The organism is Burkholderia sp. CpTa8-5, from assembly GCF_017815045.1.
Taxonomy (GTDB): domain Bacteria; phylum Pseudomonadota; class Gammaproteobacteria; order Burkholderiales; family Burkholderiaceae; genus Burkholderia; species Burkholderia sola.
Genome location: NZ_JAGIQD010000003.1, coordinates 383,416 through 406,757, shown reverse-complemented (window position 1 = coordinate 406,757; position 23,342 = coordinate 383,416). Strand labels below are relative to the sequence as shown.

Genomic DNA, 23,342 nt, shown 5'->3' with positions numbered 1-23,342 from the left:
GGGCCTACGGGTACCGCGACGAGGAATACTTCTTCCTCAAGATCCGCGCCGCGTTCCCCGGTAATCCGCGATGAACCTTTTTCTTTGCCGCGCGGGAAGCGCCTTACAGGTAGCTGCAGACGTAATCGAGCGTCTCGAGCACTTCGATGTCGAAGCGGCTCTTGCCCGGGACCGAGAATGATTCGCCGGCGCCGTAGGTCTGCCATTCGCTGCTGCCGTCGAGCTTCACGCGGCACTTGCCGGCCTGCACTTCCATCAATTCGGGTGCATCCGTGCCGAAGTTGAGCGCGCACGGCAGGATCACGCCGAGCGTCTTGCGCGTGCCGTCCGGGAAGAGCACGGTATGCGACACGCACTTGCCGTCGAAATAGACGTTCGCGCGCTTGACGACCGATACGTTGTCGAATTGGGTTGCACTGGTCATGGGATGCCTCTGATTGCTGGATGCCGGATGGCGGTGTGGTTGGCGGCCGGCCGGAGCGGCGGGCCGGCCGCTATGATACCGGCTCGCGCAAGGTGCGCCCGAATGGCGCGCGGCCGGCACATGCCGGGCCCATGATCGTCAGGATCACTACGTGATCCTTGCGGGCGCACGCTCACCTTAATCCCTTGCGTCGCGCGGAATCGCGCAGGCAATCGAGCAGCATCGCCGCGGCCGGCGTCAGCGGGCTGTCGCGGCGCGTGACGACCTGCACCGATACGCCCGGCAAGCGCTCGCGGATCGGCAGCACCGCGAGCTGATCGCGTGCCCACTCGCCTTGCAGCAATTGCTCGGGCATCGACGCGATCAGGTCGCAACCGGTCATCAGGCTGTGCGCGAGACCGAAGCTCGGGCACTCGACGACACGCGCCGGCACCGGCAATCCGTACGCGACGAACGAGTTGAACAGTACCTGCGTGGAGCTTTCCGGCGACGGATTCATCAGCCAGTCGGCCTCGACGAGATCGGCGAGCGACGTGGCCGACGCGAGCGGATGCCCTTTGCGCGCGACGATCAGCGAGCGGCTCGCATAGAGCTCCGCATGATCGAACTCGGCCGCCAGCAGCTCCGGCACGACGACGGCCACCGCGAAATCGAGCGAACCGTCGTGCAGGCGCGGTAGCGCAACGCCGGGAAACCCTTCGACCAGATTGACGCGCGCCACCGGAAAGCGGCGCCGGAATGCACGGAATGCGTCGGGCAGGATCGTCACCGCCGCCGCCGGCGTGATCGCCGCCGCGACGGAGCCTGTCATCGCGCCCTGCGCCTGCTCGATGTCGTCGCGGGCGCGCTGCATTTCCGCGACGATCAGCCGCGCGCGCACCTGCAGTTGCTGGCCGAACGCGGTGAGCTGCACGCCGCGCGCGGTGCGCACGACGAGCGATACGCCGAGCGCGATCTCCAGCTCCTTGACCGCCTTCGTCAGCGCGGCCGGCGACACGTTCAGGCGCCGCGCGGCCGCACGAATGCTGCCTTCCTCCGCGGCGGTGACGAACGCTTTCAGCTGATGGTATTTCATGGGGCAATGCGTGATCCGTGGAAACCCTGTGCGCCGTGCCGCGCAGGGGTTCAGGGTATTCCCGAGCGACAACCGACGGTGTGCACCAAAGCAATTTAGCAGCTTCTGGTACGCAAAAGAAATTTATATGCTTGGTCGTCATATGCGCGTCAAACGCCCCACCCGCCCCACTGGAGAGACCATGCTGCCAGCCGTGAACCCCGTCATCCCCGGCATCGCCGCGATCGCCCCCGAACTCGTCGAGGTGCGCCGCCGCATCCACGCCCATCCCGAACTCGCATTCGAAGAAACGCTCACGAGCGATCTCGTCGCCGAGTTGCTCACCGGCTGGGGCTACGACGTGCATCGCGGCATCGGCAAGACGGGCGTGGTGGGCGTGCTGCGCGAAGGGCAAGGCGCGCGCACGGTCGGCCTGCGCGCCGACATGGACGCGTTGCCGCTCGCGGAAACCACCGGCCTGCCGTACGCAAGCCGCCACGCGAACAAGATGCATGCATGCGGCCATGACGGCCACACCGCGATGCTGCTGTGCGCGGCGCGCCACCTCGCGGCCACGCGCCGGTTCTCCGGCACGCTGAACCTGATCTTCCAGCCCGCCGAGGAAAACTTCGGTGGCGCGAAGGCGATGATGGACGACGGCCTGTTCGATCGTTTCCCGTGCGACGCGATCTTCGCGATCCACAACATGCCGGGCCGCGCGGCCGGCGACATGGCGTTCCGCACCGGCGCCGCGATGGCGTCGGCCGACCGCGTGACGATCACGCTGCGCGGCGTCGGCGGCCACGGCGCGATGCCGCATTTCGCGCGCGATCCGATGTCGGCCGCGGGCAGCATCATGGTCGCGCTGCAGACGATCGTCGCGCGCGAGGTCGATGCACAGCATGCGGCCGTGATCACCGTCGGCAGCGTGCAGGCCGGCGAGACGTTCAACATCATTCCCGAAACCGTCGTGATGAAACTGTCGGTGCGCGCGCTGAACGCCGACGTGCGCGCGCTGCTCGCGCGCCGTATCGAAGCGCTCGCGAAAGGCCAGGCGGAGAGCTTCGGCGTCACCGCGGAAGTCGACTACGACTACGGCTATCCGGTGCTCGTCAATCACGCGGAACCGACCGCGTTCGCGGCCGACATCGCGCGCCAGATGCTCGGCGCCGAACGCGTCGAAACCGACGCCGCGCCGCTGATGGGCAGCGAGGATTTCGCGTTCATGCTCGAAGCACGCCCCGGCTGCTACGCCTTCATCGGCAACGGGATCGGCAGCAAGGGCGGCTGCATGGTGCACAACCCCGGCTACGACTTCAACGACGACATCCTCGCGATCGGCGCGAGCTACTGGGTCCGCGTCGCCGAAGCCTGGCTCGCGGCCTGACGATCCTTCACCACGCAGTTTCGTGCCTACCCGGGGGAACCCCATGGAAACGTCCGCCCTTCCGTTCGCCGGCACGCCGGTCGACGCCCGCGCCGCCGCGAAGAAACGTCGGCTGATCGCGGCCGCCGCCGTCGGCAACGCGCTCGAGTTCTACGACTTCACGGTCTACAGCTTCTTCGCAATCCTGATCGGCAAGCTGTTTTTTCCCGTGCATTCGTCGTTCGGACAACTGATGCTCGCGGTCGCGAGCTTCGGCGTCGGCTTCGTCACGCGTCCGCTCGGCGGACTCGTGATCGGCATGTACGCGGACCGCGCCGGCCGCAAGAAGGCGATGATCCTCACGCTGCTGCTGATGGCGCTCGGCACCGCGACGATCGCGGTCGCACCGACCTTCGCGCAGATCGGCATCGCCGCGCCGCTGCTGCTCGTGCTCGCGCGGCTGCTGCAGGGGTTCGCGTCGGGCGGCGAAGTCGGCGCCTCGACGACATTGCTGCTCGAACAGGCGCCGCAGCATCGTCGCGGGTTCTATGCGTCGTTCCAGTTCTCGAGCCAAGGGCTCGCCGCGCTCGCGGGCGCGCTCACCGGCGTCGCGCTGACGTCGACGCTGAGCGCCGCGCAACTCGAAAGCTGGGGCTGGCGCGTGCCGTTCATCATCGGCACGCTGTTCGTGCCGCTCGGTTACTGGCTGCGACGCACCGTCGAGGAAGTCCCGGCGGCGACACCCTCGCCCGCCGCCGAGCACGACGAACCCGTTGCGTCGCTGCCGCTCGCCGACGTGCTGCGCCATCACGGCAAAGCCGTGTTCGCGGGGCTCGGCGTGACGATCGGCGGCACGTCGATCCACTACATCATCGTGTTCTACATGGCGATCTACGGCGTGCAGGTGCTGCACCTGCCGACGTGGCTGTCGATGACGGCCGGCTGCGTCGCCGGCGCGATCCTGATGCTCGTGACGCCGATCGGCGGCCACCTGTCCGACGTGTATGGGCGCAACCGGATCGTCTGGTGGACGCGCATCGTGCTGATGGCCGCGATCTACCCGGCGTTCATCGCGCTGAACCGCTGGCCGGGCGCCGCGTCGCTGCTGTCGATCATCGCCGCGCTGTCGATCGTGCATGCGATCAACATCGGTGCGACGGGGGCCATGCTCGGCGAGTTGTTTCCGCGTGCGGTGCGTGCGACGGGCGGTGCGCTCGTGTATAGCGTCGGCGTCGCGATCTTCGGCGGCTTCGCGCAATTCTTCGTCACGTGGCTGATCGCGGCGACCGGGAATCCGAATGCGCCGGCGTGGTATGCGATCGGGTGTGGCGTGTTCACGCTGCTCGCGATTCGTTGCATGGACGAGAAGGCCGGGAAGGCGCTGGATTGAGCGGTGGCCGATGCGTGGGTGCGTGACGTACGTCATTGACGCCGCGCCCGCGCATCGGGCATGATCATTCAATGCACAACGCCACGATCACCCTTTCGACGACCACGCGCACGACCGCCTTCGGCGGGCCCGTGCGGCGAGTGCGCGCAAGATCGTAGCGTCACCGATTCCCACAGGCCCCGCCGGTTCCGGACGGGGTCTTTCCGTTTCTCCGTCGGCATCGGCCACTCAGGAGAAACGCAATGTCCGAAGTCCCTTTCCCGAAACGCGCACTGCTCGTCATCGACATGCAGGTCGGGTTGTTTCACGGTCCAGATCGTCCGTATGACGGTGAACGCGTGCTGGCCAACGTCAACCAGCTGATTCGTCGCGCGCATGAAGCCGGCGCGCCCGTGTTCGCCGTGCGTCACACCGGCCCGGCCGGCTCGCCGATTTCGCCCGACGCGCCGCTGGCCGCGTTGCTGCCGGAGCTTGCGATCGATACCGCACGCGACATCGTGTTCGACAAGACTCGCCCAAGTTGCTTCGCGGGCACGCGGCTCGCCGAGTGGTTGCATGCGGCCGGTATCGGCGAGATCGTGATCGCGGGGATGAAGACGCAGTACTGCGTCGACACGGCGTGCCGCGCGGCCGGCGATCTCGGCTTTCGCGCGGTGCTCGTTGCCGATGCGCATACCTGCATGGATACACCTGCGTTGCCGGCCGAGCGGATCGTCGCGCATCACAATGCGACGCTGGCGGGCCCGTTTGCGGTGCTGACGAAGACCGAGGCATGCGTGTTCTGATGCACGGCGCCGATCGGATCGCGATGGATCAGCGCGGGCCGGCTATAGCGTCAGCAGAGCCCTGCCATACGTATTGCTTCAATGCTCGACGATGTGTCGCGGACTGAAACGACCTTCGTCGAAAGCACTGCGTCCGCGGACAGAAAATCGCTGAGCCGCTTGTCGAAGCGGAACGAAAACTTGGTCAATTCGATGGTGTTCCGGAAGGTCTCCCTAGGTAACTTTCCGGTCACCGTCGCCCCGATGAAGCGCTTGATCAGGCGTATCACGCGCACACGGAACGGGACTTCGACCTTCAAGATCAGTGAACACTCGGCAAGCAGCGGATACATTCGCTTGTCGTACGCGCCTTCGACGACCCAGCCGGCTTCGGCGATGATCGTCGCGATAGCGTCAGCCATCGCCTGATCCGAGTTCTTCACATACTCTTCACCGCTCTTGTCCCAATAGACGTTGTCGAATTCATACGCGTCAGTATCGAACCTCCGAGCCAACTCCCGGGCAATAGTCGTTTTCCCCGCACCCGACGGGCCTACGATGCAAACCTTCATGTTTCAGTCTCTGTTCAACCGCTCGTGTTGATGCTCGCGCATGAAGTGTTTCAGCATGGGTAAGAAGAAATCGTGGCCACCGATCAGCGTGAATTCCGCTCCAAAAAGTGGAACCCACTGGAAGCTGAATTCAATGGGTTCACCACCGGAACCCGGATCGCTCTCGAAATGCGCCCAATGCGCCTTCATTGCAATGGCGTCGCTCACCATGACATGCACGACATGCCGGTGCTGAATCTCGCTTCTTCCGAATTTCTTCATCGAATAGAAGTAACAGTCGAGAACACGCACGACTTGAGCGTCGCCGATACCGCTTTCCTCGCGAAGCTCGCGTAGCGCGGCGGCTATTGGCAGTTCTCCGTGATTCATCGTGCCGGCGACCACTTGCCTCCCGGCTTCCGGGAACTTGGGTTGCGTGAAAACGAGTAGTCTATCCCGCCATGTAAGATAAACGAGTACCTTGTTTTTGATTTGCACGGTCACTGTTCCGACAAGAATCGCCCAAACCCCGACAACGCTTCAACTGACAATCAATTGCAACTCGCGGACCACCTTGCACAGCGTCTGGATCGCCGTTGATCGAAATGCATTCGCGTTATCGAGCGGTGTGTTCTTATCCGTCCAGGCGATGGCCGCCAAGCATTGCACGCCGACATAGTAGAGAAATTCCGTTCGTGGTACCGGCTCACCGTACGTCGCCTCCCAGCCCGCAAGAAAGGCGTGGCACAGCACTTCGTCGGAGAAGTCCATATCCACCCAGACGATCTTCGCCAGATCATAGGCCGCGTCCCCAATACGCGCGGCCTCGAAATCCAGGATTCCGGACACGTGATCGTCCGAGTCGACCAGGATATTTCTTCCGATGTAGTCGCAATGCAGCAAGCGGATATCGGACGGCACACGCAGATCAGCGCCGAAATGACGAAGTCTATCCAGCTGAACGCGGTATTCCGGGTAGCCAGGAGCCGTCTGGTTCAGGCGCGACAGCCACTTCGAAACCATCCCGTCGAGATGAACACGCCATTCGGCAGGACGCTCCAGCCTCTCGTTACGCTGCTGCCAGAACGTCATCCCCATCAGGCGCGATGGCGTGATTGCGCGATGAAGTTGCGCTAAAGCAGAACCTGCGGCCGCGGCGAGCCGAAGCTTCGTTTCCTGCTCCGCATTTTTCAGAACATGATCGAGGCGCTTGCCTGAAATAGCGCTCAAGACGACCACCGCATATTCTCCCCAAACGGCCTTCTCCAATATTTTCGGTGCGAAAGAATTCGCCTCGAGTGCTTCGAGGATTTCACAGTGCCGGTCGAAAGCCGTACTGTTCGTCGTGGCCTTGACGAATACCTTTCCGTGCGAGGTATGCGCCTCGGCGACGAATGCGCCATCCCGCTCGACTACCAGACCAAGGTTGTCGGCTCGGATGAGTTTTTGCAACGCAGACAAATCTTTCATAGAGCAAGGTCCCGCATCACGTCTCCCATACGTATCAAGACGACACAACGAACAATGAGTCGGTGAAGCTTACGCATCGGTTTCCTCGCAGTCAAAGAAATGCGTAGACCTATTCCCGGCCGTTGGAGTCAACGTAGAGCTGATTACACGGAGCTAGACCAGCAGCGCCATCGTCGAGCTTCGTGGCGGATGTCAGCCAGAGGGAGTTGCGGCCAACGTTTCTCAGAATCGGGGCACTGGAGTGACTTGCTTTGGAATTTTTGGTCCGGCAAAAACTTGAGCGAATGTAAATTGACCGAGCTCCCCTTGTCGATCGCTCGATGCGTCATGCTGACTTTCGAGAACAGGACTGGCCTCGAAGCAGCAGACGAGCGCTTGTTGAGACCATATCGCGTCGCGTCACGGACAGCGCCGATACGGCACGCGCCGTACAGGAGCGTGCGTTGCGACAGGTTGTACGTGGTGCCAAGCACATACATCATCGTGTGCCCCGACGGATCGTGCGACGCATCGCCGCCGCCGTCGCCCACCTTCACGTAATAGCAGCCGCCCGTCTGGCCGTTCATCACGTGGAACGCGGTTTCCAGATTGAAACCGTCGACATCCCGCCGCCGAGATCCTCGGCGCCTTTCAGCAAGATGCCTCACTGGCCCCGCCGGTTCCGGACGGGGTCTTTCCGTGTCTCGGTCCGTACCGGTCACTCGGGAGAATGCGATGTCCGATCCCCTATCTTCAACACACACTGTTCATCAGCGACATGCATGCCGGGATGCTTCACGGCCCCGAACGTCCATACGAAGAGAAACGCGCGCTCGCCGACATCATCCTGCTGATCATGTTCCGCGTCGGCGGCTGCGTCACGACTTTATCTCGACGAGCCGCCGCTCGAAGTTCACATTGCGAAACATATTCACGCCGAGATTGAAGGAACCACGGCTGATGCCAAAACCCGTCAATATCGGTTACTGAATATCAATCGCATGCGAACGTAAGCGGCTTTTTCCCGCCGTCATGCAGTTGCCGTAATCACATCAGACTCAAATTTTGGCGTCGAACAATCGAGCCGCGGGAACTCGGACAATGGAGATTCGACTACGATGACCGTTGGACAATACGACGCACGTCGTGACCTGCAGAGGCCTTACGACGTTGGATATGCACGACAAGCTGCGCGGCTACTATGAACAGGAACTGACGAAGCTGGAGGATCAGTTCGCAACCTTCTCCAACGAGTATCCACGAATTGCCGCCCGCCTGAGCTTTACAGACGGACAGACGGAAGACCCACACATCCAGCGGATGATGCAGGCGTTCGCGTTGATTGCAGCCGAAATCCGGGCCAACCTGGACGACGGCGCACCGAAGTTCACCGAAGCGCTGCTTCATGTCTTGCACCCGCACTACTTGCGACCGTTCCCTGCATGTTCGATCGCTCACTTCGATCCGATCAAGGAATTACCGGGCAAGCCGGTCGTCTTGCCGCGTGGCATGGAACTCACGTCGCGCGGCGGAGAAGTTCGCTTTCGAACCGCTTATGACGTAACGCTTGCGCCGATCCGCATCGCAAACGCTCGATTCTCGCGCAGCACCGTCGCACCGGCACAAGTCGCATTGCCGCCGAACATAATCAGCTTCGTTTCCATCACGATTGAGTCGACGGTAGCCGCCTCGCCTCTCGGCGCGATTTCGCCCGATACGCTGCGCGTCCATTTCGCTGGGGAACGCCAGACAGTCGTCGCGCTGCTGGATACGGTCCTGCTGCGCGTCCGGGGCGCATATGTGGAAGCGGACGACAGCGGACGATGGATGCCAATTGCGGGGATACCGGTCACACCGGTCGGGTTCGGTCCGGACGATATGCTGCTGCCACCACCCCAAACCTCGCCGCTGATTCAACCGCTGCTCGAATACGTCGGATTTCCGGACAAGTTCGATTTTGTCGACATTCATTTGCGCCGATGTCTTGAACCCGTCCAAATAAACCGCGCGCGGCGCGTAACACTGCATCTGGCGATTGGAGGCATGCACGCCGATTCTCGCATCGCGCAAGCACTCACCCCGCTATCGGCGGACAATATCCGATTGTTCTGTACGCCAATCGTGAACCTGTTCAAGCATATGGGCATCAAGTCGTCGCGCGGCGAAATCGTCGCGGACTATCCCATCGTGCCGAAGCCGAGCCGACCAGACATACGCGGTATCTATTCGGTTGATGCGGTTCGCGATCCGTCAGACGGGACCACTATTCCGTCGCTGAATGCATGGGGCGTCGGGGCCGGCGAACGATTCTGGATCACGCGCCACGATCCCTACGCGGCAATCCATCATCCCGGACGTGAAACGTCGCTCGTACTGCTACGCGCCGACGGGACAGCGGTGGCGAAAACGCCGCTGCAATTGAATGCCGACCTCACCTGCACGAATCGCGACTGGCCTTCGCGGATGCGGATCGGCTCCCCCAAAGGCGATCTGAAAAACGAAAACGATCACGTGCCTTGCAGGATTACGCTGCTGAAACAACCAACGCCGACTTATAGCGCGTCCCGTGAGTCGAAAGCGCAGTGGCGCGTACTCGCGCTGACGACAGCCAACTTGACGCAGTTGACGCGCGAGGGGTGGCCGGATTTTGTGAAATTCATGCGCCAGCTTGCGCCGAACGATCGACGCGCCGAACACGTCGCGGCGATTTCGTTCGTCAAAAGAAACGTCGTCGAGAGACTACTGGCGATCAAGCCGCATTCGGCCCTAATGAGAGGCTTCGAAATTGTGATGGCGGCAGATGAGAGCGCGTTCATTGAAAACAGCATGGGCACGTTGATCCTTCAGCTGGACCTATACCTGTCGCGGTATGCGCCAGCCAACGGCTTTACGCAGCTTGTCGTGCTGTCGAAGAACGACGGCTCCGTGATCGTTCGTTGCCCGGTGCGACCGGGCCTCGCGCCGCTGTTGTAGCGTTACACCAAGCTTGAAATCAGGTGACAACCGCATGTAGCGCGATGGCCGTGTCGCGCTATCGGAATTCCGTCGTCCTTCATCGATTCGTCGCCTTCCTCGATGATGTTCGGCGACACGTCGGGGTGCTGTGGACACGATACGCGGTCGCCTTTGCGCGCGACGTAGCGGCCATCGAATTTCATGGTCGATGAGCCCGTTTCGACTTTGCCGCCGTGGTCGGTGGCATCGCCAATTCTAATCAAATTAATCACTCGAATTCCCCCAACTGGCTGCCACCCACATCACCCACTCAATTAAAGCATCTAAGTTACTTGCATATAGCCAAGTGCGCATCATCTAGATATTCAACCATGACACCCGCTAGCGATCAGACAAATATATCTTTCTGACTTACTCTGGCATCGATATAATCAATGAGCTTTCATTTATAATGGATAGTTCGATTGGATATTTCCCAATGCCTCCGCGCGCTGCGCCGAAAAACTTGCCCGACTTGTCGGGCAAGATTCGAAGCAAGCAAGGCTCTCAGGAGTTACATCAAGTTGAGTAGGGTAGATATAAGTACGGCACCCAATTATTTTACCATTGATGTCATGAACAGATGATTCAACCGATCGGAAATCATCTTGGATTATGATCTTTCGAGAAGACGCCTCTCTCGGTTCAAAATTATTCTGCCACTGCGATGCCAAGTCCCATGAGAATTTCGACAACCCCTGTGGGACCTTCAGTGCAAGCTCGTCGCCCGACCAAACATTGTATCCCCTCCGCGAGGATGCTTGCATCGCAATCGAAAAATAAATCACCCGATCAAATAAAACTCGATCACCTGATTTTAGAATGTTGACGACTATGAATGATTTATCGTTAGTCCCGCTTTCTTTTACGAGGTAGTATTGGCTACCTCGCAACATAACATACACACCCCGCATGGATGGACCATTAATTCTCCTTCCATTCTGACTGACATTTCCGTCAGACCGATGCATTAAATCCCATTTCTCGTTGACGTAAAATTCACATGGAGCAGACTTTGAGCATTCTTTTGCAAACGAGAACGTCGAAGCAAAAATCAGTGACAAAGACAAAAAAATATTCGTATACAAATTCACACCTTCCCCCGGGGTATATACTCCATCCCCAAGCAATGCATTCTTTGCCAATTTCGACCCATACCATCAGCAGCTTCATTGCCTCGAGAGCGCAGGCGGCATTTTTGCCGCATAAAGCCATCTTCTTAAATTAAGTTGTTCAAATGCTCGCTTAACAAGCATCCTTCCCCGATCCAATCAGATTAATCACCCATACCCCCTTTTACTACCATCTATATCACCCCATCCATTTTAGATTCCCGACCTACTTGCATATAGCCAAGTCTTCGCACTTGATCCATTTGAGGATAGCGCCATGCCGCTTCGTAAAATATTTAACGAGATACCAAAGGCCGTCTTCACTATTAAAATCTGCCAGCTGAACCTTATCACCCTTCAGCAAATACATTTTTGCCGAAGAAGAATCTGAATGATCATCGTATAATCTTGCCTTATCCGCTACAACCAGCGTAGTTATCGGCGTGCGCCTCGCATAGTCCCGTTGATTTGTAACGATTATTTTTTCAGAAATTTTCCCATCTGCGTACACCGAACGGGAAACTTCATCGCATCCAATACATGCATCAGTTATTGCGATTTGATACCTTCCATTTTTAAGCTTATAGATATCCTCATATTGCTTCGCATCAAGCCGATACGAACTAATCAAGCTATCGCCCTCGACTCGGAAATTACATATATCTCGATCCGAAAACCTCAAAGCGGAAAATCTGTGCGACGCACGGTCATATGAGAAAAATTTCGAACAACCATCGCTCCCACCACTCGTAGCAGCAATCTCCTTATTTCCATCCTTATAAATATCAACAACAGCTAAATTCTCGTAACCCTCATCAATAGCCTTTTTTAGATCGCCAGTCGGCTCAATGCCTTTGCATGCTGACAAACCGCTGCAATCATGGATTTCCCCTGCTTTATTTATTGAGAGCCCATTGGCAATCTCAGAAGAATCAACTGATAATGCGGTCATTGCAATCGCGGAAATCAAGCCAAATTTGAGCAACACATCTCTTTTCCAAATTATCAAGTCAACCTCCACTCTTTCTTGATTCGATCAAAAAGTTCCTGACGTTCAGGCAATCCATTATGCCCACCATTGACGGCCAACGTAATTAATCTAACATTATTTTTCTCATGATCTACGATAATATTTATATCACCCTTGGCCTCATACTTTTCCGAAAGCGTTCCTTTGTGCCGCCAATACCAGCAAGATGCATCGATGGCGTTTTCCATATCGGTAGCAATAAGCTCAGGATTGGCCACAAAATCGATTCCCCTGTGTACGGAGTATGCTGCATAGTTATTTTTCCACGTCAGCTGAATTATTCCCTTTCCCTTATATTTCGGCCCATCTCCGAGAGTAGTATTTCCATTCTTAATAGCATCCGGATGCACTCCAGGGTTATATCCCTCACCGGAGGCGAACTCTATTGTTGTCTCGAACCTAGCCGACTCGTGGAAACATTGCGCGAGAAAATGGGCTTTATGATAACACCCGACAATGCCATACTCCTTCAATTTAGCATTGAGCAGCGAGACGAATTTATATTTGTCGTATTTATATATATCCGGGTATTTTTCCGGAAACTCCTGCACAAAGGTCCTTGATCCGCCTTTCCCCGTAAACCAGTCTCCCGATTTTTCATAAACCTTTTCCAATAACTCGACCGTAATTGCGCAGCAGTCTGTGTCCGCAAAATTCCCGATCAACCCAATCGGATGGAAGTGCCAAGGCGAAAGATCTGTGGGGAAACCGTCAACCCCCTTGATCTGCTCCCACCATTGAAGCTTCGCGAGCCGGTCAAGTTCCGTCTTCCACATCTCGGTCTGCTTCTGCATGAGCGGGTAAAGTTCTTCCCACTTGCCGAGACCGCCGCCCCATTCGGTTTCATTGCGCACCACCAAATGCGAAACCGCTTCGGCCATCCACGGCGTTTCCAGTGCATGCTTCAGTTCTTGTGCCGACACCTTCCCGTCGTGGTTCGTATCGATCGCCTTTTCAAGTTTCGTGATGAGTTCGCCAGCGTTGACCTTCGCCGCCGTTTCCATAAACTCCGTACCGTCCTCATCCGCCAGATATTGCTCGGTCGTATGTATATGGCGTTTGAACATGTCAGAAGGGCTGACGCTGCCGTTGTCGACCAATTCGAAACCCGGCCATTCCCATGAACTCCGGAACTGTACGTGGGGATGGTCGGTTTCACACACCCATCCTTGCCGTGAGGACCCATCGTTCGAGCCGATCGTGATATTCCACCAATGATGGCCCTTATCATCAATTGCGATGTTATCCGCGCCAAGCTTGTTGAGTTCAGCGCGACGAAACACACGCCGAAAGTCTGCGCCGGGCCCTGCGGCCTTGGAAACGTCCAGGGGAAAGTTCTGCCACCCCGACACATTCGCCGTGCTGATTGTATTGGCGAGACTGCTTTCTACCCACATCGGCTTCCCGACGTCCTTGAGGCTCTGCGTCGCCTTCTGCTTGCCTTTCGCAGGCACATTCGTCACGCTCTTCGGCTGCACCTTGACCCAACGTGAACCTTTCGCGTCGCCTATCGGCACGAGCTTCAATCCGGCCTGCGTCAGTTGCTGATCAGGCGCGGGAATTTCGCTGACCAGCTTGGCGCCCTGCTCGATTTCCAGAAGCGGTTTGCTTTTATCGTTCAGTTCTTTGGCACGCGCGCGGCTTTGGTTCATGAAATCCTTGAAATCCGCGCCAGCGAACACTTCGAGATGCAGCATCGGGTAGTTCGGCTTCGGCGGTATCGGACTTGCCTTCCTGGGCCATTGATACTGGCCGACATGCGCGACGACTTCGCCTGCCTTGATGCGCTGCGGCTCCTTCAGGATAACGACCGTATCGAGCGGCTTCGGATCGACAACGGCATCCAGTTCTCCTTTGAACACGTAGCCCCAAGGCGCTTGGGGGGATACCGGCTTACCCACTTCGGCAGACAAAACCGTGCCCGATTTGATGGCCCTGATCTTGATCCAATCCGTGTGTGCGGGATCGCCTTCACCGGCAATCACTTCGGCCCCGGTCGGTAATATCCCGAGAATCTTGCTCTTTCCGTTTGGCAATTCGCGAATGCGCAATCCCATCTGCGGAGCCGGTAGGGCGACATCTTGATCGCTATCGGTCGGTATCGGCTCGTTCTGGCTGGTATTGTTGATGGGCAGATCGTCGGCCGAATCCGCTCGCGTAGCGGGAGGCTGGACAGGTGCCTTCGGCTTCGGCACCGATTGTGGGTCCTTCGCCTTGTCGCCGACTCGATAATAGCGGTCGCCTTCCCAGTATGACATCGGCGTTGGAAGCGCCGGATCGGGTTTCGGGTTCGCCTTGGCCTGCTCAATCGCCTTCTGATAGGTCGCCCAATCCATCGTGTGCATGTACAGGCTGAAAAACACGAGGGATTTGTCGTTCGCCGGTTTGGTGTTGGACGGCGCGTTATTGGCTGGAGCGGGTGTAGGAGGTGCAGCGTTCGTCGATGCTGGTGCGGGAGCCGACGCGGGTGCCGAAGCCGGTTTCGCAGGTTCCGTCGGTGCCGGTTTCGGCGGCAATTTCAGCTCATGCCGAATCAGCACAAAGCCGGTCGAGTAGTGCGCCAGACCGAGGTTGTTCGGATACGTCGTTTCCTCGTATTTCGTGTTCAGCCTGTATGCAACAATCTTGCCGTCCGCAATCGCGCGCACACCGCTGTCCTGCTTCAACATCTCCGCGCTGCCTTCGGCGAAGTGCACGCCCCCATGCCACATTCCGCTGACGCCCATCGGATAAAAGCCGTTCTCACATTTTGCCAGCGCCTGGAAATACGTCATCGGGTCTGTCGCGTCGGCCTTACCTACGGGCGTGAACGGATACGCCCAATTCAGCGTGGTATCCGCAGGTTCCGTTGGTTTCGGGGCCGATTGCGGCGCGGTCGCTGGATGGTGCTTCTTTTTATGGGTTGTCTTGCTCATGATTCCCGACTCGGATTCGGTTTCAGGATTTTTTGTGATTAGACTGTACCGGTCGCGCGGTTCAACCGGAGAACACGGTAAAACGCCCGCCCTCAGTCGATACCGGCGACGAATTCAGCGGATTTTGTAGCGCACCGCTTGCGGCACCGGCTTTCTCCCAATTCGCGCACTTTTCTACAATCTGCCCCGACGTTGCGTTCTCGATCATGTTCGCCGTCAGCTTGATATACGAGCCGTTCGCGCCGATCCAGATTTCATCGGCCGACAGATACATCTTCTTGCCGGCCGTAATCTTCACATCTTGCGAAGCGGCCAAACTCATCGAATCATTCTGTGCCTGAAGGTCTATCGGGCCGCTCGCCGCATAGATCTTGACGCCAAGTTTTTCCGCAAACAGGCTGATTTGCTCCAACACACTGGCGAGTAACGCCCGTCCGGCTGCGAGGTTGATGTCCTCTCCGGCAACCACGTTGGTTTGCTTGTTTGCCGTGATATGCGCCGACCCTTGCGTCGATGCGGCAATGCCTTCCGGACTCGACAGCAGCATGATCGGCTTCGCGAAGCCGTTCGCGTTGCCCGTGCCGCCGCCTGCCGTGCGGCCGCCCTTGGTCGTGCCAGCCACCGGGTGCTGCGTTGCGTCCGTGAAAGTTTTCAGTGCATCGTGGCCGTCTTGCTGACTCTGCGCGCGATTCGTCTGGCTCGCCTTCGACGTCGTCGCCAGCATTGCTTCGGCGCGGGTAAGCTGTTCGGACGCTGCCGTCACACTCAGCGGTTGGGTCGCGGCGGGTTGCGTCGACACGTAGAGCCCTTGCTCGGCCCGCACCGCACCATAGCTCAATGACTTGAGGTCAAAACCCTGCCCGATGAACGCGCCGCGCGTGTTGCCCGAGTGCTGGATCAGATAGCCCAGGTGCAAATGCGAGCTATAGCTCGTCGAGTACAAATGCACGCGGTTCTGCCCACTGGCATCGTCCATCATCAGTTGGTTATAACCTTCACCGCCGTACTCGCGCGACAGCAAGCCCGAAGTCAGCCCGTGCGTGTGCCATTCGGGCATGCTTTCGCCGTCGTGCATTCTGGACAGGATCACGGGACGATCGCAATTGCCGTTGATGAAGCCAATCAAGACTTCGTCGTTCTTGCGCAGCGGGAACATGCCGCCGCGCTTGTGGCCCGCATCGGGCATCGCCGCACGTATCCACGCCGACACGTTCTGGTCGCCGTCATTGAGTCGATTGGACGTCAGCCGCACCTTCGCACGCAGCATCGCATCCGTATAAATCTCTTCGTCCTCGGGACCGCCGACGATGCCCGTCTGAAGCTGCATGATCGGCTTCTTGTGTTCGAACGGACTACGAAACGCGACGCGGCGCCGTTGCGCCTCGATTTCGACGTGGAAGAATCCCACGCCGCCGTCGTCATGGCGTACGGACGAACCCGCACCGCTCGCGCGCGCTTGCTCGACTTCAGCGCGCAGGCTCCTGCGAAAACGCATCAGGTTCTCGAGTCCCGGCACGTTGTTCTGGATGAGCCAGTTCACCGAGAGAATCGCCATTTCACGATCCTGATCCGGCTGCGCATCATGCACCGCGTGCCCGGTCAGCACCCCATAGCGGCCAGGCCATGCGCAACGCAATGCGCCCACACCGTAGAAGCGTTGCGCGCGTGAGCGCCACTCTTCGGTGACAACGTTTGCCTGAGCCTCGCCCATGTCGCGATCCGACCACGTATGTGACCCCGTGTATTCATACTGCTCGCCCAGCCCCGGTACATCGTCAAGATCGAACGCGGGCATCGTGACGTGCTTGGAAAGATCCGGGCGCTTGTAGTCGAACGTGCCTGTGTCGAGTTCGGCCGACTGGATTTCCTGCGAATCGATCCACTCGCTCAGACCATCGAATTCTTCGTTCTGCACCGAGCGGCTAAACAAAATGGTCTTGTGCTTCAACTCGGGAACCGACAAAAGGTCGTCCATGATGACGACCTTGTGCGACTTGCCGTCCTGCGCGATATCGAAACGCGGAAAAAGACCAAGCTCTTCGAATGTACGATGGACGTAGTTCCAGTCGGATTCCCATTGCATCCGCTGAGAATACGAGCGCAACGATTGACGCAGTTGCCAAGTAAAGTTGCCGGCCGCCTGCGGATACTTCCCAAGCACATCGGACACGGTTTGTTGCGCAGGAGTCTCGATCCAGTCGCGCCGGTCACTGCCGAGGCGCAGCAGCGCGAGGAACGAATTGAAGCGGAGCTGGTAGTAGGTATTGGCTCCGTCCCCGCCCAGGCGACTGAATGCAGTCACATAGCCGTGAATCGGCATTTCGCTGCCGTCCATTTGCCGAATCCACAGCGTCACGGATTGCCGGATCAGCGCCTTCGCCTGAATCGTTTCGAGTCGCGTCGACGTTGCGTCGATGGTGAATTCGAAGTCTCGCCCGAGGCATGCGCGCCCCCGGACATAGAGCGGGACCAACCAGTCTTCGCCAAGCGGCGTATCGAGGCGGACAATTCGTCCGTGTTGCACGTATTGCGTGCGCAGTGCCTTGTTCAGGAGATCGGAAACCATCAGGCTACCCCGTACCGTGTAGTAACAAAAACGGCCGCCGGGCGGTGCCGGGCGGCCGATTGGTATCTCATCGATACGGGAGCTTACGTGATGCTTTCGAGTACAACGATGTCGCGGGGCAGTATAGGCACGCGGCCCGTCGGGGGATGCATTCGACGTCTGCAGCGAAAGTGCCCGCCGTAGCTGGCATCAGTCAGACAGCGATAAATCGGGCAACCGACGTTTGCCTTGAAGTTTCCGGTCCACAAACGTTAGAAAGTGTGACGCAATCGCGCGTGTACTGCACCCGCAACGCGATACGTATGTAAGCCACGCCCGAGCCGGCGAACCGATGGCAGAGCGACATGTCGCGGCCACATAACCGACACGATGCCTCTGATTCCGCCGACCGACATCAGCACGCTTGCCAGAACGCTTCGCAAGCGCTGTAAACGCAAAAGGCACGGGTTCATCACCCGTGCCTTTTGCGTATCTGGCGTTGCCTACACTCAGAACGTATGCATCATCCCCACATACGCGCCCGTCTGCGACTCGCCCGTCATCGGACTCGTCCCAGACGTCGCATCCCGCGGCGACGCGATCAGCGAGAAGTTCGAATTCCCGCCGTTGCGGGCATACGCGACCGTGCCATACAGGAACGTCCGTTTCGACAGGTTGTACGTCGTGCCGAGCACGTACATGATCGCGTGCCCCGACGGATCGTGCGACACGTCTCCACCGCCATCACCCACCTTCACGTAATACCCGCCGCCTGTCACAGCCCACTGCGGCGTCGCCGAGTAGGTCGCACCAAGCCAGTAGTGATCCGCACGATCCGCGACACCAGCCGGGCTGTCCGGCGCCTGGTAGTGCGTATACGCGCCCTGGATCTTGAACTTCGACACCTTCACGTTCGCGCCGACGAAGTACTCGCGCGACGCCGTGAAGATGTTGCTGAACTTGCCGTTGTTGTCGCGCAGCTCGTCGTAGATGCCGCGCACGTCGAGCACCGGCGAGTGGTACGAGATCATGATCCCGTCCGAGCGGCCGAAATCGTCGGCCGCGCCGTAGTTGAAGCCGCGCGACTGGTTGCCGAACGCGTATTGCGCCTGCACGTCGAAGCCGCCGATCACCGGGCTGTGATATTCGATGTTGTTGCTGCTCTGCTGCCAGTTGCGGCCGCGCACAAGCGACGCCGACGAAAATGCCTGCTGCACGAACGGATCGAATTCCCACACGCCGTCGCTGTCGATGAACAGGTTGCGGCCGGCCTGCAGTTGACCCCACGTGTTGCTCTTCAACCCGACGTACGCGCGCCGCGACCACATGCGCCCGCCGCCCGTCTGGCCGTTCATCACCTGGAACGCGGTTTCCAGGTTGAAGACGGTCGACATCCCGCCGCCGAGATCCTCGACACCTTTCAGCCCGAACATGCTGGTGCCCCAGTCGCCGCTTTCCGCGCTCCAGCGCGTCCCGCTGCCGCCGTTCGGCTTCACGATGTGGTTCAGGTATTCGATGCCGCCGTCGATCCGGCCGTACAGCGTGACGCTCGTCTGCGCAAACGCAGCCGCCGGCGTGGCGGCCGCAATCAGCCATGCGAAGTATTTGAGTCGCAAAATGATGCCCCCTCGAAGTCTCGACCGTCCGTCGCGCGCCCCATGCACGCGCCTCGGGTCGCTTATCCGCGATCGATCGAAAAACGTCCGGGGCCGGCCGCGCAGAGCGCAAGCAAGCCGCCCGAGATCGCGATGTTCTTGTAGAAATGAATCATGTTGTTGATCTGCTCGCCGCCCGTCATCGTCCAGTAGTGGTGGCCGATGATGCCGGTGCCGATCGTATACAGCGCAAGCAGCAGCGCGAGCGGCCGCGTCTGGAAGCCGACGAGGATCGCGATCCCGACGAACAGCTCCATCACGACGGAGATCGCCGCGGAGATGATCGGAGCCGGCGCGCCCTCGCTGCCCATGAACGCGATCGTACCGGAGAAGTCGATAATCTTCTTCCAGCCGAACATCACGAACAGGATCACGAGCAGGATTCGGGACAGCAGCAGCAGCACATCGCGCTGGGACGCGAGAAACGGTTGATTCGGTGTCATGGTGTGATCAACGAAAACGATGCGCGCGCAACCGCACGCACCGGATTGCCTGTGAACCGGAGCGAGCGGCCCATCGCGCCGCCCGCCCCGCTCTGCAACAACCGGCATCGGGGCCCGCCCGATGTGCTGTGCTCCTCCTCTTTTACGTTGTCGCCCTGCTTCGTCGCATGCCGCGTCAGCGCAGCTTCGCGACGTCCTGCTCGGTCACCTTCGCGGCCGGATTGCCGAACTGCCCGGTCACGTAGTTCGTCAGCGCGGCGATCTGCGCATCCGACAGCTCGTGGCGGAATGCCGGCATCCCGACGTCCTCGCTGCCGGCCTTGCGCTGCACGCCGTTCAGGATCACCTGTACGAGGTTGGTCGGATTCGGCGCGCCGACCGTCGAGTTGTGGAACAGCGGCGGATAGTAACCGTCCGGCGTGCCCTTGCCTTGCATCTGGTGGCAGGTCGCGCAGTTGCCGAGATACAGCCGCGCCGGATCGATGCCAGACGACGCGAGCGCGACGCCGCGCAGCTTCAGGCCGTCCTCGGCCGGCTTGCCCCACGACGAGCGCGATTGCTTCGCGTCTCCGCTGGCCACCGCCGGCACCGTCCGGATGTACGTCGAGATCGCGCCGATGTCGGCTTCGGTCATCTTCGAGAAGCTGTGCTCGACAGCCTCGGCCATCGGGCCGGCCGCCTGCGCAAGGCCCGGCACGCTGCCGGTGCGCAGGTACTGGACGAGCTGCTGCTGTGTCCAGCCGCCGATCCCCGCGTTCGGGTCGGACGTGATGTTGTAGCCGTCCCAGCCCGCGAGCACCGAGCCCGACAGGAAGCTGCCGCCCGTTTCGTCGAGCGACTTCTCCTGCATCGCGATGCCGCGCGGCGTGTGGCACGTGCTGCAATGCGCGAGGCCCTGCACGAGATACGCGCCGCGGTTCCACTCGGCGCTCTGCGCCGGCTTCGGCTGGTAGACGCCGTCCTTCAGGAACAGCCAGTTCCAGATCTTCAGCGGCCAGCGCATGCTCAGCAGCGCGGGGATCTCGTTCTTCGGCGGCGCCTGCTTGACCGGCTCGACGCCGTGCATGAAGTACGCGTACAGCGCCTGCACGTCGTCGTCGTTGATCTTCGCGTACGACACGTACGGCATCGCCGGGTACAGGTTGGCGCCGTTCCTCGACACGCCGTGCCGCACCGCGCGCTCGAAGTCGTCGAACGTCCAGTTGCCGATGCCGGTGTCCGGGTCGGGCGTGATGTTGCTCGTATAGATCTTGCCGAGCATCGGCACCGGCATGCCGAGGCCGCCCGCGAACGGCTTGCCGCCCTTCGCGGTGTGGCACGCCATGCAGTCGCCCGCGACCGCGAGGTATTCGCCGCGCTTGACTTGCGCCGGATCGGCCGAATCGGCCGCGCGTGCGAGGCCCGGCAGCGCGAGGCAGCCGGCGAGGAGGAAGGTGAGAGTAGATTTCCGCACGGTCAGACTTCCTTCTTCAGCGTGTCCGACATCCGCAGCGCGAGCGCCGCAATCGTCAGCGTCACGTTCACCGTACCGACGGTCGGCATCGTCGAGCTGCTCGAGATGAACAGGTTCGGATGATCGAACGTGCGGCAGTCCTTGTCGACGACCGAGTCGCGTGCATCCGCGCCCATGATCGTCGCGCCGGTGATGTGGTTGTTCGGCGCGAACTCGTCGTTGAAGACGACGTCGGTGCCGCCGAGCACCTTCGCGGCCGTCGCGTAGACCTCGCGCGTGTGCACCGCGCCGCGCTTCACGTAATCGTCGATCGCATACGTGATCTCGGGGCGCGGGATGCCGACCGCGTCGGTGGCCGTCTTGCTCGGCACGATGCGGTTCTCGGGCTGCGGCAGGATTTCGTGGAAGCAGTCGAACTGCACGTAGCGCGCGGAACGGTCGCGGATCTGCGCGTCGAGCTCCTCGTGCTTCATCAGCTTGCCGGCCTTGAAGATCTTCTGCGTCTCCTGGTTGATGCGCGACATGTTCGACAGGTGGATCTTCTTCGCGGCTTCGGTCGCACGGAACGGGCCGTCGCGGAAACCGATCAGCGACGTCATCTCCTGCGGGCCGCGGCCCGGCCACAGCTTCTCGTTCGCGTAGAACGACACGCCGGTGCCCGGATGGTCCATCAGGTTGCGGCCGACCATGTCGGAGCTGTTCGCGACGCCGTTCGGGAAATCGCGGTTCGCGGACATCAGTAGGATCTTCGGCGTCTCGATGCCGTTGGCGGCGAGCACGAAATACTTGCCCTCGACGCGATGGTCGGCGCCCGTCTTGTCCTTGTAGATCGCGGCGACGATGCGCTTGTCCGGCCCGGTCTCGAGCTTGTAGACGACCGCGCTGTCGATCAGCTTCGCGCCGGCCTGCTCGGCCTTCTCGACGTGGACGATGCCGTTGTACATCGCACCGATCGGGCAGATCGGCATGCAATTGTTGTTCCCGCAACAAGTCGGCCGGCCGTCGTACGGGCGGCTGTTGCGCGCGACGGGCTCGGTCACCACGTGGAACTTCGGGTCATAGCCGTTCAGCGCGCTCTTGATGGTCTGCTCGTTGAACGACAACGGCAGCGGCGGCATCGGGTATGCCTGCTTGCGCGGCGAGTACAGATCTTCCTCGGGGCCCGGGCCCCACACGCCGAGCTCTTCCTCGGCGCGCTGATAGTAATGCTCGAGGTCGTCGTACTGGATCGGCCAGTCACGGCCGACGCCGTACACGGTCTTCATCTTGAAGTCGTTCGGGATGAAGCGCCACGCCGACGCGGCCCAGTGCCACGTCGTGCCGCCCACCGCGCGGATGTACTGCGAGTTGAACTTGTGCTCGCCCTTCAGGATCAGGTAGTCGTTCGGCGGGCCGTATTCCGGATGCGGCGCCCACGGGCTCGACGGGTACGGCGCCATGAAATCGGTCTTGTCGGGCTGGTTGCGAAAACGCTCGACGATTTCCCAGCGCGGCATGCGCGGGCCGGCTTCCAGCAGGATCACGGACTTGCCCGCCATCGCGAGCTGGTGTGCAACGATCGCGCCGGCGACACCCGATCCGACGACGACGATGTCGGCTTTTTGCGTATCGGTATCGGCCATCAGGCTTGCCTCTCGATCGGTTTTTCGGCCCAGAAGCCGGGTTTGTTGGGGCAATACGAAGGGATCACGAGGGTATCGGACACCACGCTGAACATTAATGCTTCTTCGTAAGTAATCACGACGTTGTCGACGATGCCGAGATACCACGCGCCGAGAATCGTCAATGCGAGCGATTCCTGGTCAGGATTCAGCGAGCCGGATGCGAGCGCACCGGCGAGTTGCGACAGCCTGTCGGCCGTCTTGAACGAGCCCTTCTGCAGTGCCTGCAGATAGCGCTCGCCGGTGACGCGGCTCAGCCCTTTCTTGCCGGTCAATGCTTCGGAAAGCGTCATGAACGTATCGAGCGGCGCGGTGGCCGGATCGTCGGCCAGGGCCCGCAACGCCAGCGAGCCGGTGAGGCCCGCCGCCGTCAGCGCCAGTGCGCCCTGCAGCCATTGACGCCGCGTGATGCCGGTTACGGCTGCGTCGTTGTCACGACGCGATTGGGGGGTGTTGTCGTTGTGCATGTTTCCTTCTCTCGAACACCGGATTCGGGAAAACCACGCTTGATATTTCTCAAACATTGGCGCGGCCCT

The 23,342-nt window shown here is 59.9% G+C and carries 18 protein-coding genes and 1 pseudogene; 4 read left to right on the top strand and 15 right to left on the bottom strand.

Annotated elements, in window-relative coordinates:
• Window positions 1-103: 103 nt before the first annotated feature.
• Together J8I35_RS07990 and J8I35_RS07985 are read right to left on the bottom strand one after the other, a co-directional pair.
• Entirely contained in the window at window positions 104-424 is a 321-nt protein-coding gene (locus tag J8I35_RS07990; protein ID WP_006478890.1) for a pyrimidine/purine nucleoside phosphorylase, read from the bottom strand.
• 172 nt (window positions 425-596) lie between these two features.
• Entirely contained in the window at window positions 597-1,499 is a 903-nt protein-coding gene (locus J8I35_RS07985; protein ID WP_050012778.1) for a LysR substrate-binding domain-containing protein, read from the bottom strand.
• Window positions 1,500-1,680: 181 nt separating this feature from the next.
• On the opposite strand from J8I35_RS07985, the gene J8I35_RS07980 reads away from it, so the two are divergent.
• The 3 genes from J8I35_RS07980 (at window position 1,681) to J8I35_RS07970 (ending at window position 5,019) form a co-directional block, all read left to right on the top strand.
• The gene (locus J8I35_RS07980) at window positions 1,681-2,865 is read left to right on the top strand and encodes a M20 aminoacylase family protein (protein ID WP_050012779.1); all 1,185 of its coding nucleotides are present in this window, start codon (window positions 1,681-1,683) and stop codon (window positions 2,863-2,865) included.
• 43 nt (window positions 2,866-2,908) lie between these two features.
• A complete protein-coding gene (locus tag J8I35_RS07975) occupies window positions 2,909-4,234 on the top strand; it encodes an MFS transporter (protein WP_209924941.1) in 1,326 nt (441 codons plus the stop codon).
• 242 nt (window positions 4,235-4,476) lie between these two features.
• Complete coding sequence (locus J8I35_RS07970) at window positions 4,477-5,019, top strand: cysteine hydrolase family protein (protein ID WP_209924940.1); 543 nt, start codon at window positions 4,477-4,479, stop codon at window positions 5,017-5,019.
• A gap of 50 nt (window positions 5,020-5,069) precedes the next feature.
• On the opposite strand, the gene J8I35_RS07965 is transcribed toward J8I35_RS07970, so the two are convergent.
• The 4 genes and pseudogenes from J8I35_RS07965 to J8I35_RS34575 form a co-directional block, all read right to left on the bottom strand.
• The gene (locus J8I35_RS07965) at window positions 5,070-5,570 is read right to left on the bottom strand and encodes an AAA family ATPase (protein ID WP_209924939.1); all 501 of its coding nucleotides are present in this window, start codon (window positions 5,568-5,570) and stop codon (window positions 5,070-5,072) included.
• Between the two features lie 3 nt (window positions 5,571-5,573).
• Complete coding sequence (locus J8I35_RS07960; RefSeq protein ID WP_209924938.1) at window positions 5,574-6,047, bottom strand: NUDIX domain-containing protein; 474 nt, start codon at window positions 6,045-6,047, stop codon at window positions 5,574-5,576.
• 42 nt (window positions 6,048-6,089) lie between these two features.
• The gene (locus J8I35_RS07955; protein ID WP_209924937.1) at window positions 6,090-7,019 is read right to left on the bottom strand and encodes an aminoglycoside phosphotransferase family protein; all 930 of its coding nucleotides are present in this window, start codon (window positions 7,017-7,019) and stop codon (window positions 6,090-6,092) included.
• 425 nt (window positions 7,020-7,444) lie between these two features.
• Window positions 7,445-7,684: pseudogene (locus tag J8I35_RS34575) on the bottom strand (hypothetical protein); the annotation flags it as partial.
• A gap of 490 nt (window positions 7,685-8,174) precedes the next feature.
• Here J8I35_RS34575 and tssF point away from each other — a divergent pair.
• A complete protein-coding gene (tssF, locus tag J8I35_RS07945) occupies window positions 8,175-9,971 on the top strand; it encodes a type VI secretion system baseplate subunit TssF (RefSeq protein ID WP_209924936.1) in 1,797 nt (598 codons plus the stop codon).
• 2 nt (window positions 9,972-9,973) lie between these two features.
• On the opposite strand, the gene J8I35_RS07940 is transcribed toward tssF, so the two are convergent.
• The 9 genes from J8I35_RS07940 to J8I35_RS07900 form a co-directional block, all read right to left on the bottom strand.
• Window positions 9,974-10,225 (bottom strand): PAAR domain-containing protein, encoded by a 252-nt coding sequence (locus tag J8I35_RS07940; protein ID WP_089469956.1) that lies wholly within the window; start codon window positions 10,223-10,225, stop codon window positions 9,974-9,976.
• 1,105 nt (window positions 10,226-11,330) lie between these two features.
• Complete coding sequence (locus tag J8I35_RS07935) at window positions 11,331-12,092, bottom strand: hypothetical protein (RefSeq protein ID WP_209924935.1); 762 nt, start codon at window positions 12,090-12,092, stop codon at window positions 11,331-11,333.
• A gap of 17 nt (window positions 12,093-12,109) precedes the next feature.
• Window positions 12,110-15,049 carry a glycoside hydrolase family 19 protein gene (locus J8I35_RS07930; RefSeq protein ID WP_245170147.1) on the bottom strand — a complete coding sequence of 980 codons (2,940 nt, stop codon included), beginning with the start codon at window positions 15,047-15,049 and terminating at the stop codon, window positions 12,110-12,112.
• A 61-nt stretch (window positions 15,050-15,110) separates the two neighbouring features.
• Window positions 15,111-17,615, bottom strand: coding sequence for a type VI secretion system Vgr family protein (locus J8I35_RS07925; protein ID WP_209924934.1), 2,505 nt, complete (start codon window positions 17,613-17,615; stop codon window positions 15,111-15,113).
• Between the two features lie 488 nt (window positions 17,616-18,103).
• Window positions 18,104-19,210 (bottom strand): porin, encoded by a 1,107-nt coding sequence (locus tag J8I35_RS07920; protein WP_209924933.1) that lies wholly within the window; start codon window positions 19,208-19,210, stop codon window positions 18,104-18,106.
• A gap of 62 nt (window positions 19,211-19,272) precedes the next feature.
• On the bottom strand, window positions 19,273-19,800 hold the full coding sequence (locus J8I35_RS07915; RefSeq protein ID WP_348522254.1) for a DoxX family protein: 528 nt from the start codon (window positions 19,798-19,800) through the stop codon (window positions 19,273-19,275).
• Between the two features lie 67 nt (window positions 19,801-19,867).
• Window positions 19,868-21,145 (bottom strand): cytochrome c, encoded by a 1,278-nt coding sequence (locus tag J8I35_RS07910; protein ID WP_209924932.1) that lies wholly within the window; start codon window positions 21,143-21,145, stop codon window positions 19,868-19,870.
• Between the two features lie 2 nt (window positions 21,146-21,147).
• The gene (locus J8I35_RS07905) at window positions 21,148-22,767 is read right to left on the bottom strand and encodes a GMC family oxidoreductase (RefSeq protein WP_089489433.1); all 1,620 of its coding nucleotides are present in this window, start codon (window positions 22,765-22,767) and stop codon (window positions 21,148-21,150) included.
• Window positions 22,767-23,273 carry a sugar dehydrogenase complex small subunit gene (locus J8I35_RS07900; RefSeq protein WP_209924931.1) on the bottom strand — a complete coding sequence of 169 codons (507 nt, stop codon included), beginning with the start codon at window positions 23,271-23,273 and terminating at the stop codon, window positions 22,767-22,769. Before J8I35_RS07900 ends, J8I35_RS07905 begins: the two co-directional genes overlap by 1 nt.
• Between the last annotated feature and the right edge of the window lie 69 nt (window positions 23,274-23,342).

Coding starts and splice junctions, on each gene's coding strand:
- J8I35_RS07970 (WP_209924940.1), top strand. CDS start 4,477: ATGTCCGAAGTCCCTTTCCCGAAACGCGCACTGCTCGTCATCGACATG.
- J8I35_RS07930 (WP_245170147.1), bottom strand. CDS start 15,049: ATGAGCAAGACAACCCATAAAAAGAAGCACCATCCAGCGACCGCGCCG.
- J8I35_RS07915 (WP_348522254.1), bottom strand. CDS start 19,800: ATGCCGGTTGTTGCAGAGCGGGGCGGGCGGCGCGATGGGCCGCTCGCT.
- J8I35_RS07985 (WP_050012778.1), bottom strand. CDS start 1,499: ATGAAATACCATCAGCTGAAAGCGTTCGTCACCGCCGCGGAGGAAGGC.
- tssF (WP_209924936.1), top strand. CDS start 8,175: ATGCACGACAAGCTGCGCGGCTACTATGAACAGGAACTGACGAAGCTG.
- J8I35_RS07975 (WP_209924941.1), top strand. CDS start 2,909: ATGGAAACGTCCGCCCTTCCGTTCGCCGGCACGCCGGTCGACGCCCGC.
- J8I35_RS07980 (WP_050012779.1), top strand. CDS start 1,681: ATGCTGCCAGCCGTGAACCCCGTCATCCCCGGCATCGCCGCGATCGCC.
- J8I35_RS07965 (WP_209924939.1), bottom strand. CDS start 5,570: ATGAAGGTTTGCATCGTAGGCCCGTCGGGTGCGGGGAAAACGACTATT.
- J8I35_RS07925 (WP_209924934.1), bottom strand. CDS start 17,615: ATGGTTTCCGATCTCCTGAACAAGGCACTGCGCACGCAATACGTGCAA.
- J8I35_RS07955 (WP_209924937.1), bottom strand. CDS start 7,019: ATGAAAGATTTGTCTGCGTTGCAAAAACTCATCCGAGCCGACAACCTT.
- J8I35_RS07900 (WP_209924931.1), bottom strand. CDS start 23,273: ATGCACAACGACAACACCCCCCAATCGCGTCGTGACAACGACGCAGCC.
- J8I35_RS07905 (WP_089489433.1), bottom strand. CDS start 22,767: ATGGCCGATACCGATACGCAAAAAGCCGACATCGTCGTCGTCGGATCG.
- J8I35_RS07990 (WP_006478890.1), bottom strand. CDS start 424: ATGACCAGTGCAACCCAATTCGACAACGTATCGGTCGTCAAGCGCGCG.